At 43.2% G+C, this 16,516-nt stretch carries 7 protein-coding genes and 1 pseudogene; 4 read left to right on the top strand and 4 right to left on the bottom strand.

Going from position 1 to position 16,516, the window contains the following annotated elements; translation table 11 throughout:
- On the top strand, positions 1–284 hold a 284-nt coding region (locus FDK13_RS31100; protein ID WP_137343169.1), incomplete at its 5' end, for a transposase.
- A gap of 526 nt (positions 285–810) precedes the next feature.
- Positions 811–3,792 (top strand): T9SS type A sorting domain-containing protein, encoded by a 2,982-nt coding sequence (locus FDK13_RS31095; protein ID WP_137343914.1) that lies wholly within the window; start codon positions 811–813, stop codon positions 3,790–3,792.
- A gap of 243 nt (positions 3,793–4,035) precedes the next feature.
- Here the strand turns inward: FDK13_RS31095 and FDK13_RS31090 are convergent, their stop codons facing one another.
- Both FDK13_RS31090 and FDK13_RS31085 read right to left on the bottom strand, forming a co-directional pair.
- Positions 4,036–5,265, bottom strand: coding sequence for a PepSY-associated TM helix domain-containing protein (locus FDK13_RS31090; protein WP_137343913.1), 1,230 nt, complete (start codon positions 5,263–5,265; stop codon positions 4,036–4,038).
- A gap of 35 nt (positions 5,266–5,300) precedes the next feature.
- The gene (locus FDK13_RS31085; protein ID WP_137343912.1) at positions 5,301–7,655 is read right to left on the bottom strand and encodes a TonB-dependent receptor; all 2,355 of its coding nucleotides are present in this window, start codon (positions 7,653–7,655) and stop codon (positions 5,301–5,303) included.
- A 1,177-nt stretch (positions 7,656–8,832) separates the two neighbouring features.
- On the opposite strand from FDK13_RS31085, the gene FDK13_RS31080 reads away from it, so the two are divergent.
- Both FDK13_RS31080 and FDK13_RS31075 read left to right on the top strand, forming a co-directional pair.
- Entirely contained in the window at positions 8,833–12,114 is a 3,282-nt protein-coding gene (locus tag FDK13_RS31080) for a SusC/RagA family TonB-linked outer membrane protein (RefSeq protein ID WP_137343911.1), read from the top strand.
- A gap of 17 nt (positions 12,115–12,131) precedes the next feature.
- The gene (locus FDK13_RS31075) at positions 12,132–13,661 is read left to right on the top strand and encodes a RagB/SusD family nutrient uptake outer membrane protein (protein WP_137343910.1); all 1,530 of its coding nucleotides are present in this window, start codon (positions 12,132–12,134) and stop codon (positions 13,659–13,661) included.
- Between the two features lie 811 nt (positions 13,662–14,472).
- On the opposite strand, the pseudogene FDK13_RS36795 reads toward FDK13_RS31075, so the two are convergent.
- Both FDK13_RS36795 and FDK13_RS31065 read right to left on the bottom strand, forming a co-directional pair.
- A pseudogene (locus tag FDK13_RS36795) lies at positions 14,473–14,805 on the bottom strand (DUF2911 domain-containing protein); the annotation flags it as partial.
- Between the two features lie 376 nt (positions 14,806–15,181).
- Positions 15,182–16,516, bottom strand: coding sequence for an MFS transporter (locus FDK13_RS31065; protein ID WP_137343909.1), 1,335 nt, complete (start codon positions 16,514–16,516; stop codon positions 15,182–15,184).

The raw sequence follows: 16,516 nt of genomic DNA, 5'->3' as shown, positions 1-16,516 counted from the left end.
CAGATGGCTGGACGGGATACAAGGGATTGGAAAAAGAATTCCCTAAACTACTGAGAGAAAAGTCAGAGAAAAAAGGGAAGAATTTCCCGCAACTACATCGTAGCATTATGATGTTTAAAGCCTGGCTGCGAGGAGTTCATCATTCCGTTCATTATTTGCAGTCGTATATCAACGAATATACATATCGTTTCAACCGGCATAAAATGAAAGAAGGCATATTTGAAAACCTAATGAAAAGGATGATTTCGGCCCCGCCACACCCCTATAAAATGATTATTGGCTAAATGCCTAATTCAATAGATTTTTTTGGAGAGGTTAATGATTATCGGGAAGTGAGTCGATGTTTTCACGATTTAAGCGATATAATAATGTTGGTTCTTTGTGGGTATCTGGCTGATTGTGATACAGACCCTCCATCTAATTAAGGTTGACCTACGTTAAGTCAGAGTTTGCTCCCGCTAAAATTATAGACACGTTTAGACATGAACCTGTCTGTATTTTTGTACCTTTCGGTTAATTACCCTCTAAATTAGCGATAACATGATCTCTTTTAAAAGGACTTGCCCATTTTGTGGGTCCAGGGACACGTCTTGCCGCATCCGGCATATTCTTTTCAGGAATTTCTTCTTCCCGTCCCGCTCTACAGTGTGAAAACTTGCCTAAGGCATTTTTTCATGATAAAATTTTGAGGCTTGACGCAGCTTCTGCCAGCAAAGGCAAAGGTCTGTTGCCCCGGAAATTCCTTCTTCCCCAACCTGGGATTTATACATACACCAGGGATACTTTCACAATTTCAACTCAACGTTACCAATGAAAAAATTTCGGGTTATCGGAATGCTATTTGCAATCGTTTTTTCGCAGCAGATCATCGCTCAAATTACGCCTGCAAACGGCATCGTGTATGTTAAAAAAGGTTCAGCAGGCAACGGCAGCAGCTGGGCCGATGCCGCAGGCGAGCTTGCCGATGCCTTGGTTGCCGCCAAAAGCAATAGTGCTATTTTGCAGATATGGGTGGCAGGTGGTATTTATAAACCTATTTACAGCGCAATAGATCTTGATTTTGGCACCAACAACACGATTGCCAGCTATCGCAAAAACAATGCATTTCTGATGGTAAATAATTTGAAAATCTACGGCGGGTTCGCGGGCAATGAAAACACCCTGGCAGAACGCAACTTAAGCCTGGCCGTCAACAAATGCACTTTAAGCGGCGATATAGATAACGACAATTCCATATCGGCCGGCGACGTCTACCACGTTGTCATCTCTGCAGGGAATGTAGGCACGGCCGAGTTGAACGGTTTTACCATCAGCGGGGGGCGTGCCTTTGATTTTTATTACAACCAAGGTCAATTTAGTTACGGTGCATATAATATCATAAACGGAAGGAAAGTAATGGTTGACTATGGCGGTGGCATGTCTACTGCCGCCTCGTCGCCAAGACTTACCAATGTAATCATCAGTGCCAATAAGGCAAATTACGGCAGTGGAATGTTTAATGATGCCTCCTCTTCCCCGATACTTACCAATGTAATCATCAGTACCAACATAGCATATTATGGCGGCGGGATGTTTAACTTTTCTTCCTCGTCCCCTGTGCTGACGAATGTGACCATTGTAGATAATTTGTCCGACGGACCAGGCGGCGGGATGTTTAATAGTCTTTCTTCCCCAAAAATCAACAACAGCATCATCTATAATAACAGGACGGGCAATAATGTCGACAATGGCGTCAAAAATCTTGACTTGGCGCCTGTATATAAAAATAGTTTGGTCCAGGATAACCCTGCGGGAGCCAACATGGTGATTTACGCCGGAGATGCCAACAGTATTTTTACCAGTGTTTCCAGTAATGCTTTTTATCAACTCGCTGGCGATTATACGCTCACAGCTGGGAGCCCCGCCATACATGCGGGCAGCAATGCTTTTTATGCAGCGGGGCAATCACCAGACCTTTCGGCCATAAAAACCGATCTGGCTGGAAACCAGCGAATAAAAGGCTCGGTAGATTTAGGGGCTTACGAAAGCCCATATGTAATCGTTTTACCTGATGCCAATGGGATTGTTTACGTAAGACAGCATGGCGCAGGTAATGCTAAAGGCGGCAGCTGGGCAAATGCATCTGCTGAACTCGCGGATGTGCTGGTCGCCGCAAAAACAAATAAGGCCATTACACAAATTTGGGTGGCAGGTGGTGTTTTTAAACCGTTGTACAGTCCGGCGGACAATAACTTTGGTAATCCCGACGGAAGAAACAATACCTTTTCGCTGGTTAGCTATATAATGGTCTACGGTGGCTTTGCAGGTACTGAAACCACGCTGGACCAAAGGGACTTAACATTAGCGGCCAACATGAGCATATTAAGCGGAGATTTCAATGGAGATGATGTTGTAACCGGCTCTGGTGCCACACTGAGTTTTTCAGGAAACACAGAGAACGCTTATCATGTAGTTGTTTCCGTAGCAGATGAAGGCTCGGCGGAGCTGAACGGCTTCACAATAACCGGTGGTAATGCCAATCTTGCCAGCTCGATCATTGTGAACGGACGAAATGTCAGTTCTGGCATTGGAGGTGGCATGGCCAATGTCTATTCGGGTTCAAGTGCTGCCAACCTGATCATTAAGGATAACAGCGCTATTTTGGGAGGAGGAATGACGAATTCTAATTCCTATCCGATCCTTTACAATTTGATCCTGAATAACAATTATGCTGTCTCTCATGGAGGTGGTATGGCTGATAACAGTTCTCAATCCGTACTTAACAACTTGTTTATCAGCGGAAACAATTCCTCAGGCGACGGAGGCGGAATATTTTGTTCGTTTTCCGGCCCCTGGCTTAATAATTCGACGATCAGTGGCAATGTGGCAGCGAGTGGCGGCAGCGAACTACACCTGGTAGATGGTTCAGTACGCATTCACAACAGCATTATTATTGGTTCGGGCGAAAATGCGGTTGGCCTTGAATATGATGCTACCGTGGAGGCGAGCTACAGCCTGATGGACGGCCAGCGTTTCTCAAACAACATTGACGCTTCAAAGTATACACCTGGTCAGATTTTTACCAATCCCGGCCTTGGAGACTATACGCTCAAAGCGGGCAGCGTTGCCCTGAATGCAGGGAGTGACGCCCTGTATGCACCTTACTCCGGCAGTATCAGTGCAGACAAAGACATCGCAGGCAATCCCCGTCTGGTAGGTTCCAGTATAGATATGGGTGCTTTTGAGGCACCACAAAGCGTATTGCCCGTTACACTCATCAGCTTTACCGCTTCTTTGCAGGGAGAGAACAATGTATTGCTGCGATGGAGCACCGCATCGGAGCTCAACAACGAAGGCTTCGAGCTTGAGATACTCCGTACGGATAATACTTACCAAAAGATTGGGTTTATCAAGGGAAGTGGCACAACCAGTACTGATCATCATTATCAGACAGTTGTCACAGATCTGGCGCCAGGTATGTACTATTTCCGCTTGAAAATCATTGATACCGATCAGAGCTTTACCTACTCCAGGCTACGGAGTGTCAAAGTAACAAATGGGGTGGCGTTGACCGCGAAAATGTACCCAAATCCGCTGGCTGGCCGGCACGTATACCTGGAAATGGTCGGCCAACCTATCAACAATGCGTCTGTAAAAATAGCAAATTCCCTCGGACAGGCAGTCAAGTCGGCTGACTACAAGAACATTACCGGTCCGCTTGAAATTGAAATGCCGGCTGCAGCAGGTACTTATTACATCGAAGTAACCACGGAAAATGCTGAGACTTTCGTACGAAAAATCGTGAAATTCTAATCAGCCTCAATGGTATTGATAACCTGATTGCGACAGATCACTTTAGAAAGCCGGACCTGGCAGTCTTCAAGTTGATCACTGCAAAGATTTTGAAGTTCATCAAGAAAACAAATATTTTCTTTGGCTTGTATCTGTTTATTTAAGTCAAAAGAATCATCAATAACTTGGTCAAGCCCGGCAAGAATGAGAAGGCTAAAACCTGCTTGGAGGCAACCTCCACGGGGTATGATAAGTACCACTGAATTAGCTGTCTTGCACGGTTTTTGAATTAATAAGCTGCGGCTTTTTCCTCATTTCATTGCTATTTGCCTGACGGGGCACTTTGGTCATGGTTTTTTGACTTTTTTTTCTTTTACCCAGCCATATGAAATACCCTGTCACAGGTAGGGTCGCACAAAACAAGCTCGCCAGAAAGGCTAGTATTTTGGTGAGCTTGCCGTATACTCCGCCGGTGTGGATATCATAATTGGTATTGCGCCATTTCTGACCCAATGATTTATCTTCCTGAAGTAATTGTCCATACTGCTGTCCAGACATGCCGTGATAGTAATAATAGTTGGATGAAGACCACCCGGCACCTCTGCTCAATCCCATAAATACCCTGTAAGGATTTGTGCTTTTTTCAGGCAAAGAAATGGCCAGTCTCTCAAAGGGAAGTTTCTTGCTGGAAGCAGTATGAAACACCTTGTCAAGTAAATTTTCGGCTGGTTTTGACAGCTTTGCTAGCTTAGGCTGCTCGATGTTGAACGTCGGACGCTGCTTTGAGCCAAGCAGGGTGTAAATCCCGTTTTCCCACCAGTCAAACGACCAGACAAGTCCGGTTATCACGATGATCATTGCAGGGGCGAGTACATAAAAGCCGCCCACATTATGAGTATCGTAATTCAGACGCCGCCATTTTGCGTTCCATTTGATCGTGAATCTTTGTTTCCAGCCATTTTTTGTTTTCGGTATCCAAAGCACAAAACCTGTGATCAGAAGTGCCAAAAACATCAGGCATGAGCTGCCGACAATCAGGCTCCCAATCTCATAGGAAAGCAGTAAATTCTGGTGAATTCGGCGGACTATATTGAAAAACTCATATTTACGGTCTACAACTCCAAGGCAAGCGCCAGTATACGGGTTAATGTAAACTTCCTGGTAGTACTTGACCTGCTGAAAATAATTCCAGGTATTTTTTGCCTTCTTGTCGGTTTTGGATGCGGTAAAAATATAGGAACGGTCGGGCTCACTGAAAATCTCAACGTCGCTGACGGGCATAGTTTTGCTCAGGGCAGTCTGGGCGGTAACCAGCAGTTCGGACAAGGGTTTTACTTTACCAGACGATCCTTCCGAGTAAACCAGCTCAGAATGATTGAGATCGAAAATTTCCTGTTCAAAAACAAAGATGCATCCGCTGATTGAAACGATAAAGACAATTAATCCCGATACCATACCAAGCCATAAATGGATTACCGCAGACAGTTTTTTCATAAGATCAAAAGGTTGAGTGAATAAATCAGGATTACCTAAAATGAGTAGCCAATACCAATCAAAAAATTGCGTGGAGTGCCGGGAAACAGCCGGTTGTAATCAAAACCTCCCACCCAGTGCGTCGTATTTGACACGTTGTTCAGATTGAACGAGAGCCGGAACTTGTCGACATTATAGTAAACCGCAGCGTCCAATAAAGTGTACCCTGGAAGCGTTAGGTTGTTTTTGGTGTCGTTGGTAGTTCTTTCTGTTACGAAATTGCTGCCTAAACCAAAAGCCAGACCGGATAGCGCCTTTTGAGTAAACTTGTATTTTGCCCAGAAACCGCCTTGGGTGCGCGGTGCATTCGGGAATATTTTTCCAACTTCTGCTTCATTGGTACTTTTGGTGATTTCTGCTTTATTGAAAGCGATGTTGGCCGTAAGACTGAGTTCTGGGGTTATCTGCCCGTAAGCATCCAGTTCCAGTCCGGTTGCACGCTGCTGCCCGATCTGGCGAAGCAGGTTCAGATTGTCGGCAGCTCCTGCATTTACAAGTACATTGTTTTGTTCAATGCGATAAATGGCAAGGTTCACAGCGAGCCTTTTTTTAAAGTATTCCATTTTGGCGCCTCCCTCAATCATGTTGCTGATCAATGGATCAAACGGGCCACCGTAAATTTCAGGAGCCCCGATTGTGCCGGCAGATTGGGGCTGGTATCCTTCGGTATAAGTTCCGTATAAACTCACCCACTGCAGCGGCGTATAAACCAGGCCGACTCTTGGGATTAAGGCTTTTTGCTTTACTTTTTTTTCGGTTTTTAGCGTGTAATCAAGCATATCTGTATAGTGTTCCATACGTAAGCCTAACAGACCGTTCCACTTTCCAAATTTGAACTGCTCTTGAATGTAAACGCCGTCTGCATAATATTTCGAAGGCGTGACTGCTGAGCTGATGTTGTAATATCTTGAAATGTCAGTGATGTTGTAATCCGGATTTTCAAGGTTGAAAAAGGGTACATTGGGCACCGGCATGTTATCCTTGATCAGATACAATGCTTTGTTTTTCGGGTCGTAAGCAGCAGGTGTGCCGGTTTTAGTGAGCACGACACCATTTCCGGCTGCGTTGATAAAGCCGCCGGCATTGTAATTGGAGTTACCCAGAGCGGTGTGAAACAGAATATGGTCAAAGCCTACCAGTAGTTTATGTTCTATTTTGCCTGTGTTGAATGCAGAGATAAAATAGGCACTGACGTTATCGGTGTAGTTTCTGGTCTGTCTTCTGATGGTTTGCATCTGCATCAGGGTCGGAATGGCCTTCCCGTCAGCATCTACACCGTAGCTATTCGAAGTGCGGTGCTCCATCAAATCCTCGTTGTACATAAACTTCATGTAAGAAGCATTGAACGAGAGCCAGTCTGTTAATTTCCTTGCCAAAGATAGTGTCGAGTACATATTCAGTTCCTTGATATAGTCACTTTTTTTGCCCAGCGCGAAGGAAATAGGTGTGGAGTTAAGGTTTGTTCCGGCGGTTGCGCCAAAAATTGGCTGACCGCGGTCCAGCTTTCCAACTGAGCTCATGAAAACAAGGTCAATATTTACGTGGGTCTTTTGGTCAGGAATAAAAGATATCGAAGGGGCTACCACCACATCCTGCCCGCCTTGCAGCACACGGAAAGATTCTGCATTCTGATAGGCAAAGTTCAACCGGTAAAGCAGCGTTTTGGAATCATTCATCGGTCCGGTAAAATCAGAAGTCAGCCGGTAGGTATTGTAGCTCCCCGTCGTAAAATTGATCGATTTTCGATTTTCGTCCAATGGTTTTTTTGTCACGATGTTAACCGTTCCGCCCGGGTCAGTGTTGGCAAATAATGCCGAGGCCGGTCCTTTAATTACCTCGACGCGTTCTACGTGTGGAATCAGAGACTGGTTCCATCCGCTGCTGCTTACACGTAAGCCATTAATCATCGTGTTGCTTGCGCGAAACCCGCGAAGCACGAAATCGTTGTTGTTGTAGGAAAACTGGTTAACGCCGCTGATGTTTTTTACGACATCGCTATTCTTAAATGCCTGCCGGTCCAGCATTACTTCTTTGGTCACGTAACTGATCGCCTGCGGCACGTAGCGCAATGGCGTTTCTGTTTTTGTGCCCGAAAAAGCATAGGAGTTCTTGTAGGTCTGCTCTTTGCGGCCTGTGACTTCTACCGCCTGAAGCTCAGTCGCTGCGGCGCGGATGATCACATCAACAGTCAGTTTGGTGTTTTCTTTAAGGTCAATTTCTTTTTCAGTTTGCTCGAAGCCTACTGCGTTAATAACAAGTATGTGTTTTCCGGCAGGGACATTATTGATTACATAGTTCCCTTCTTGATCCGTCAGCGTGCCGGTCTGAGAGTGTTTGATCAGCAGGCTCACAAATGCCGCTGGTGGTTGTCAATTGTTTTAATTTTTCCCTGTAAACTGACCTTGACTTGCTGGGCCTGTAGGTTCAAAAAGCAGATCAGAAGCATCAATGAGAGTGAGTATTTTGCAAGCATAAGCAATAATAGGATAAATGACGGTTATATTGTTATTATTAAGACTAATGATAAATAATATTCAAAGGTAGGTTATTTAAAGTAATTTTAGTGAAGGGTGGAAGTTTTAATAGGGTTAATTTTTGAGTATCTAGCCGTCTTAACTGGAAGATTCGGACAGCTTGACCACATGATTCCGTGGCAGATTGACCAGTAACCTGTGTTTAACTGTCTTGAGTTACATTATTGTCGATCAATTATTTAAGCTGGTTAAGGTTGACCGAAATGATATGATCGTAATTTCCGAATTGCAATGGTCAATGCCTCTGAATTCTCCATTATTCTTTTGCAAAGCAAATCGAAAAATGCCTCACGAAAATGAATTCGAATTACTATTTGAAGTTAAGAAGAATGGATGCCGAAAAATCCAGGCCTTTCCAAATACTGTATAGTGGGTTATCCAAAAACGGCTGCGTGAAGTAATCAGTGAGTTGGCTGCAACCGTATTCTGGCCGGACAAATAATCCGACTTCAAAAAAAGCCAAGCTTATCCATCTTAATAGTCTCAGAGAGGTGGTTTAGAATCGGTTAAACAAGGCATTGACCCGGATATTTTGCTACATAAACCCAATGTTTTTGCGGTGGCCGCTGCTGAACTTTCTTTTAGTGTACGCCTGCATTCCAGGTGCCGGTGCTCTTCTTTAACTTACACCCACCTTCCTTTATGTGTTGCCATAGTATTGTATGATTGAATATCACAACTTGCAGTTCAAAATTATTACAATGGTCAGTGTCTTCAGCTAGTCTAATGGTTGGCCATAATTATTTAAGACGCGGCAAGCTGGCCTGCTCCTGTACCTCTCTAAAATCTAACCAGTCTTAATTGAATTTTAAAAAGCTATTATAGTATCTAAACCGGTACTTTATTTAAATAGTTACATTTTCATAATGTTTAGGTTGTCCTGACTTAACAAGTGTAAAATACCTTTGTGCATCATTTATAAGGCGTTTAGGTGCGGTTTGAAATAGTGTACTAAATCGTTATATATTGTTTTTGTTCAATTTTATTAACTATTATGAATAAAATGTTTTTACCCATTATCCCTGTGTTTCTAGCTGGAATATTGGTTTTTGCGCCTGAAAGATCCGTCTCGTCAGATCTGGCCTTTAAACCAATCAGCAGCCCTGTAAATTACAGAAGCGTTGCAGAAAAAATAACGGTCTCAGGTAAGGTTTTCGATGAAAGCGGAGCACCGCTGCCCGGTGTCAATATCCTTGAAAAGGGTACTAATAAAGGAGCCGCTACGGATGCAGAAGGTAATTTTTCACTTGAAACTTCCACTGGTTCTACACTGGTATTTTCATTCCTTGGATTTATCGCCCGGGAAGTGGTTGTATCCAATGCGCAGCCTATCCGCATTTCGCTCAAAGAGGACGCTTTGATGCTTAATGAGTTTGTAGCCGTTGGCTACCAGACCATGCGAAAAAGTGATCTTACCGGATCTGTTTCAAGTGTGAAAGCAAAAGAACTCAATTTGGCGGCACCTACAATAGGGCAGGCCCTTGTTGGAAAACTTGCCGGTGTGCAGGTTTCTCAGGTAAGCGGAGCACCGTACATGAGCACAAAAATCCGGGTTAGAGGGATCGGATCGATCAACGCAACCTCAGATCCTTTGTATGTGATTGATGGTTATCCGGCGGGAAATGACGTTTTCATCAATCCAAATGACATTGAGTCGATCGATATTCTTAAAGATGCGGCTTCTGCTGCCATTTATGGTTCCAGGGCATCAGGCGGTGTTGTGCTGATTACTACCAAGCGAGGTAAAGACGGAAAAGGGAAACTGGAGTATGATGTACAAACTGGTTTTAATCAGGTAAGCAAGAAGGTGAAGCTGATGAACTCTTCACAATTTGCACAGCTTGTCATTGACGGCAGAAATAATTCTTACCGTGATTTTGTAGAAAATTCAGGGGCCGTATGGTCTGATGCCATGAAATCGGACGACAATGCAACAAGAACTAAGAGGGTAGGTAACGGAGGAAGTATTACAATCCCGGAATCCATTTACAATTTTGCTACCCAGCAAATGATCACACCGACTGTGAATACCGACTGGCAGGATGAGCTTTATCGCAATGGGGTATTTCAAAGACATAACGTATCATTTTCCGGAGGGAAGCAGGATCTTCATTATTACCTGAGCGGCGGTTATCAAAATCAGGACGGACTTGTTGTGGGCACAGGGCAAAAGAGAATTAATTTAAGGGCAAATATTGACGGTAAAGTCAATGAGAAACTTAAAGTCGGCGGTAATTTTTCGTTTACCCAAAATGAAAACCAGGAAATCCAGGAAGGGCGCTACGACCACAGCCCGGTAATGGCGGCGCTTCTTTATGCACCTTTTCTTCCGTCCCATAATGCGGATGGCAGTATCGCAAAATTTGGGATGGGTGCTCTGTCTGCCGGAAACTTCGGGATCCAAAATCCGGAAAACCCAGTAGCACAGGCGACTGAAACCAATATCAACCGCAAAGGCCTTAGAAGCAGTTATAACGTAAACGCAACGTATCAGATCATAAAGGATTTATCATTCAAGGTCAATCTGGGTATGTTGACCTACAACGAAAAATATAATTATTATTTACCGACAAGTCTGAGTTCAGGAAACTTTGCACCTTACTCGGTTCAGGCGCAGACTGCAGCCAAAGCTACGGCGCAGAATATGACGCAAATTGACCAGCTGGCAGAATTTACTCTGAATTATAACAAACAGTGGGGTAAACATCATACAGATGTACTGGCAGGTTATACCATTCAGAAAACGACTAGTGACTTAGTGAGTGTTTCTGCCCAGGGTTTTACAAACGACCGGATTCAGGAAATCTCTGCCAAAGGAGCTGATGCAGCGTTTTTCTATCTAAACAAAGCTGAGAAATATGTCTACTCGCTGCTGTCATATCTGGGACGCGCCAACTACAATTATGACAATCGTTATTTCCTAACGGCTACTTTCCGTACGGACGGTTCTTCCCGTTTCGGTGCTTTGAACCGCTATGGTTACTTTCCTTCTGTTTCAGCTGGCTGGAATATTTCGGATGAAGCGTTTTATCATAGTTTTTTGGGGGCAGAATCAACGGTTAAACTTCGCGCAAGCTGGGGTTTGAGTGGGAATAATAATATTGGTAACTATAATTCCCAACAGGTAATGGCCTCACCGGGCGGCGTGGTTTTTGGAAACAATACCATTGCCTCTGCGCTTTGGGCAGGCGGGGTGAAGGATCCTAATCTGGGATGGGAATCTACATCGCAGTTTAATCTTGGGACCGACATTACGCTCCTGAAAGGTCGGTTGGGGCTTATGGCTAATCTTTATTTGAGTAATTCTTATAACCTTTTATTCAACCAGTCTATCTCCGCGATTTCTGGTTCAGCGATTGCCGGAAACTCATCAATCCTGACCAATCTTAAAAATTCCAAAATACAAAACAAGGGATTTGATTTTCAGGCAGACGGCAGACTTATTTCCAGCCGTGATTTTAAATTGAACCTGACGGGAAATATTTCGCTGAACCGTAACAAGGTTTTGAATATGGGTGGTGCCGGAACAATCATTACTAATGGCGCTGAAAGATCTTACAAAACGCATATTACACAGCAGGGTTCTTCGGTAGGAATGTTTTACGGGTTCAAAGTACTGGGTATTGTGACACCACAAAACATTAGTGAAGTGGCGCCATCCGCGGCCACAAGCCAAAAACTCAGATTGGGGGATCTTTATTTTGAAGATGTTAATAAAGATGGCGTTGTAAATGATGCTGACAAAACGGTGATTGGTAATCCTTATCCTAAGTTTACTTATGGACTTGGATTAAACGGAAGCTACAAAAACCTTGATTTTAGTACTTCATTTAATGGTTCTTACAAAAATCAGGTTTTGGACGGACAGGATTATTATCTTTTCAATCTTGAAGGTTCTGGTAATCAGTATGCAGTCGTTGATCAAAGATATCGTTCGGAATCCAGTCCTGGAAACGGATCTGTTTACCGTTCTACACGTGGTGCTTCACAAAGCAATAGTACCCGGTTATCGACATTTTACATTCAGGATGGTACGTATTTCCGGTGTACGGATATAACCCTTGGGTATAACATTCCAAATTTGCTTAACGGGAAACTGGGAATAAGTTCTGCACGGATTTATGCCAGCGTTAACAATGCTTTCACTTTATCAAAATACAAAGGTTACAACCCGGAAGTGGATTATAATAACGGATCAAACCTGACGCCTGGTGTTGATTATGGAGTTTATCCATTGGCGCGTGGGTATAATCTGGGGCTTAAACTAGTTTTTTAAAAATATAAGAAAAGAAGATGAAAAGTATATACATATCCGTATTCAGCTTGATGTTGGTGATCGGAACCAGCGCCTGTTCTGATCTTTTGGAGCAGTCCGATCCGAATGCCGTCACAGTAGATAATTACTTTAAAACAGAAAACGATATACAGCTTGCCGTAAACGGTATTTATCAGTCTTTAAGGAGTTCAGATGCGGTTGGAGAAAACAGCGGTCTTTACACAGACGAGCGTTCAGATGATACCGGAACCAATGACAATCAATCCAATTCAGGAGAACCCTTCCAGTTCAATAACTTTTCTCTGCTGCCAAGTAATACCTGGCTGAAAAATCATTGGAATGCGCTCTATCAAACCATTACCCGAAGCAATATTGTACTTTCCAATATTGATAAGGTCACGTTTGCGGATGCTGAAAATAAGGCAAAACTGACAGCCGAAGCGAAATTTTTAAGGGCCTATATTTATTTTCAACTGGTACGCAAATGGGGTGATGTACCCCTAGTGACCAAGCAGCTGGTTACCACCGCGGAAATTACACAGTTTACAGCAAGGGTAAAAAAAGAAGAAGTTTACAATCAGATTGTAACCGATTTGAAAGATGTTATCGGCTCGCCGCTTGCCAATTTGCAGACAGGTGCAAATGTTGGCAGAGTTTCGAAAGCTGCCGGAAATGCACTTTTAGGGCAGGTATTTCTGACGATGGCTACCACACTTGACCAGTCGGGCAAGGCGGCCAATTTAGCCAGTGCGAAAACATATCTGGAAGCGGCTTATGGCATGAAGAACTTTGGCTCTTTGAAGGAGATCCCTTTTACAGATGTTTTTGATGTAAGTAAAAAGTCTACTTGTCCCGAGTTGATCTTTCAGATCGTAAATAAGCAAGGTGATTTGAATTATTCCTCATCCATTGCAGCGAATACCCAGGCAAAAGGGGAAACGATCAATTCGCTAAAACCTTCAACCGGAACAGGCGCCAATGTAACCCATGATCTAGTCAATGACTATGAAACGGGCGATTTAAGAAAGGACTTCTCAATGAAGTATGCAAGTGATGTTACCGTGCAGGATTGGTTTATTACCAAGTTTAGAGATGCCAGTACCACTGCCGGGATCAATGGTTATGGTGGGAACGACTGGGTATTAATTCGATATGCGGATGTGATTTTGATGCTGGCCGAAGTTAATATGTATCTTGGTAATGATACACAGGCAATTGTTTATCTTGATATGGTCAGAGAAAGAGTCAAAATGCCGTCGTATGCAGTCAGTAAACTGGATGCTTCTTATAGCACTAAATATCCGACATTAAAGCTTGCGATCCTGCATGAAAGACGTGTGGAACTTGCCTTCGAGCACCACCGCTGGTTTGATCTGCTCAGAACCTTTACAACCCAGGAATTGGTGAGCTATATACAATCTAAAAAGCAGCTGGATTTTGGGAACGCTAAGCTTAGTAATTTCTCTTTAAAGGACCGTTACTATCCGATCCCTTTTGATGAAAATAAACTGGATCCGGTTAAAATGTATCAGAACGACGGTTATTGACAACTTTCGACTTCGTTAAGCCGGAGAACGGCAGCCACACTCAAGGGATGGCTGCCGTTTTTTATAAATGAATCTCCTTCACTTTTAAACCCAGATTAGCAATAAAAAATGATAGAGGTTGATTTTGCTGTCCTTTTTAATATGCCAATGAGCCCCTGTCCTAAGTATTCAAATTGAACCGGGTTTTTCCCTGCACGGAGTCAAATATGACGTTTCAGGTGAAGGACCCTTAAACGGTATATTGTTGAGAAGCAAGTCTGGTGAGAGAGTAACTATTGACCTTAACAGAATTATTAAATAACGATTGCTAAGTTTGCTGGCATTCAATGCAGTGAGGCTTTGAAAACAGTTAAGTTGGATTCGCGGAGTCTGTTGAATTCGGCCCGGCTGATAGTCGTTTGATATTTTGTGCCAAAGTAAGTGGCGGAAGTAAAATGAATCAATATAAATTGATCACCATTCTGGGTTAAAACGCCTTCCTCGAAGTTTTTTCAATGCTAAAAATATCAATTCCTGTAACTTTGATTTTTTTAGCTTATACTTCATTTAAACAAATGAAAACAGAGAACTATATTGTATTTGGAACTTCAAAGGTATATTTCGCCAAATGTGGCATTTTTCAACATTTGTTGGAAATATTTTCATGAGTAAAATTAAAGGTTAGTTCAATGGAAGCAAGCTGTAATTTGACTAAACTCTGCCGGGTAATCAAGTTTGGAATTCAATTTGTAGATTCAAGTTCAATAATCCATTTTCTTTTTTAATTGGTCAAAATTATTCATTTTTTGTGAAGTTCTGGTTTCGTTTTAGTTTATTTTCTAATAGTTATTGGAACTTCTACATAGGTTTTTTCCCACCCTATTATAAGGATCACACCTAGTTGTTGGGGTACAAATGCAATGCTTAATGTTTCAACAAAATTTGCGGGTGTCTTAACGGGGACACTAAATCTTATAATATCTTTATCATAACCATACGGTCCCCAAGTATCTGTTTGTTCATTGAGGATCATCTGCCAATAGTCATTTTCCGGAACCGCAAATAAAGTATAATTACCCGCGGCAATCTCTTTTCCTCCAAAAGATACTGGTTTAAAGAATCTGATTTCTGTACTTTCATTTGCTCCAATTCGCCAGATTTTTCCAAAGGGCTGTAGGCCTTAATTTATTTATTGCTTGATTATAAGGGTATTGGGGTATAATAAGTATTGTTGGAGAATAGGTTTTCAAATAAGCTTTGATACTTATTAACAAAACATTTTCTTTTTCATAGACCAGTGAGGTTGATTTGAATTTTTCTCAGTTTGTAAGTTTGTTTCATGATTTACTCTCTTCTTTAAAGTATCTGCGTACCGCCCAAAATAAAGGCTACCGGATTAATCTATTTGGATATTTAGATCAACACTTAAAGATTGGCCGTTCCAACTCAGTCGGCATGTCAGCGCAGGATTAGGATCCGAAGCTTTAACATCAATAGAGTAAACATGAAGAATCAGTGATACTACTGGATTTTTGATTTGGTTATTTTTGGTTGAAGCGTAGGTAAGCAGCAGAAGCATAACGGCTGCCAACCCAAAGTAATAGAGCAGCCGAACAGCCCAATACCATATAATTAATTCCAATCGATCTACCCAAATTTCCAGAACCAAGTGAATCATTCAGCAGAGCGACAAAAGTTGGCCCGGCCATCATTCCTAATGCGTTGTAAAACATGATGAAGAAGGCGGAAATCCTTGCCCGAAAACCTTCAGGTACCGATAGCTGTATTGAGGCACCAGCGACACCTGAAAACGGTTGGGTAAATTGGATCAGTCCAAAACAAATCATAGAAACTATTAACGTCTGGTTAAAGACAAAACCTATACAGCCTAAAATCGCGACGATCAAAGCCCTGACCGCAAAATGTTTGAGGTGGGCATCATATTTTTTGCGTTTAAAAGCCCGGTCGACCAGCCAGCCAGCGAAGATTACGCCGCCTATACCTAGCGGGACGCCGCCAGCGCTCAACAGGATACTGATATTTTTGATGTCCATACCATGTGATCTGATCAGGTACGTTGGCCCCCAGGCCGCAGCGCCATTGACCATGATACTTAGCAAGCCAAAGCCAAGAAAATGACAGATCAGAAAACCACGGTTTTCTTTAATAAAATCAATCAGGCCGCCTTGTTGCACTTGTTCATCCTGCTTCCCGTCGGTTTTGACTGATGGTAGGAAAAAGATAAAAGCGCCCAGAAATAGACCTGGGATACCAGCTGCGAAGAATACCCATTGCCACGATTGCAGGCCATCCAACCCTGGCAATGACGTCAATTGGCCGTGAGTCGCCTTATCAATCAAAAAGCCGGTAAGCACAAAGGACGCCGCCACGCCAAGTTGCGATCCGGCCGTAAGTATGCTAATCGCCGTAGCCAACCGGTGTTTCGGAAAAGTTCTGGTAACCATATTCCAGCTTACCGGTTGCAAAACGGATTCCCCTAAACCTACGAAGCAACGGGCGACAAGCATGATAGTAAAAGTGCTGGAAAAACCGCTGGCTATTGTTGCCAGTGACCAAACGGTTGCGCCGACATAAATAAGCCATTTATCGGAATATTTGCCCACCATCCAGCCCATCAGAACACTTCCGATCAAAAAGAAGACTGCAAATGCCGGGCCTTGCAAAAGGCCGATCTGGAAATCGTTGATTTGTAAACTCTTACGTATGGGATCGATCATCAGGTTGATCGCGTTACGGTCTATCATTGCCAGGATTACAAGCAGTACAATAATGATAATGCTAAACCAGCCTTGCGGCGGAAGGCTCTGGCGGTTCTGCGCTTTTTCGGCATCACGTTGATTTTCGGGATTTTTCAT

Origin of the sequence: Dyadobacter frigoris (genome assembly GCF_005280585.1) — a bacterium.
Taxonomy (GTDB): domain Bacteria; phylum Bacteroidota; class Bacteroidia; order Cytophagales; family Spirosomataceae; genus Dyadobacter; species Dyadobacter frigoris.
This window is presented reverse-complemented; position numbering and strand designations above follow the sequence as displayed.

Bases quoted from the DNA above. Each gene is read 5' to 3' on its own strand.
- FDK13_RS31090 (WP_137343913.1), bottom strand. From the start codon at position 5,265: ATGAAAAAACTGTCTGCGGTAATCCATTTATGGCTTGGTATGGTATCG.
- FDK13_RS31065 (WP_137343909.1), bottom strand. From the start codon at position 16,516: ATGAAAAATCCCGAAAATCAACGTGATGCCGAAAAAGCGCAGAACCGC.
- FDK13_RS31095 (WP_137343914.1), top strand. From the start codon at position 811: ATGAAAAAATTTCGGGTTATCGGAATGCTATTTGCAATCGTTTTTTCG.
- FDK13_RS31080 (WP_137343911.1), top strand. From the start codon at position 8,833: ATGAATAAAATGTTTTTACCCATTATCCCTGTGTTTCTAGCTGGAATA.
- FDK13_RS31075 (WP_137343910.1), top strand. From the start codon at position 12,132: ATGAAAAGTATATACATATCCGTATTCAGCTTGATGTTGGTGATCGGA.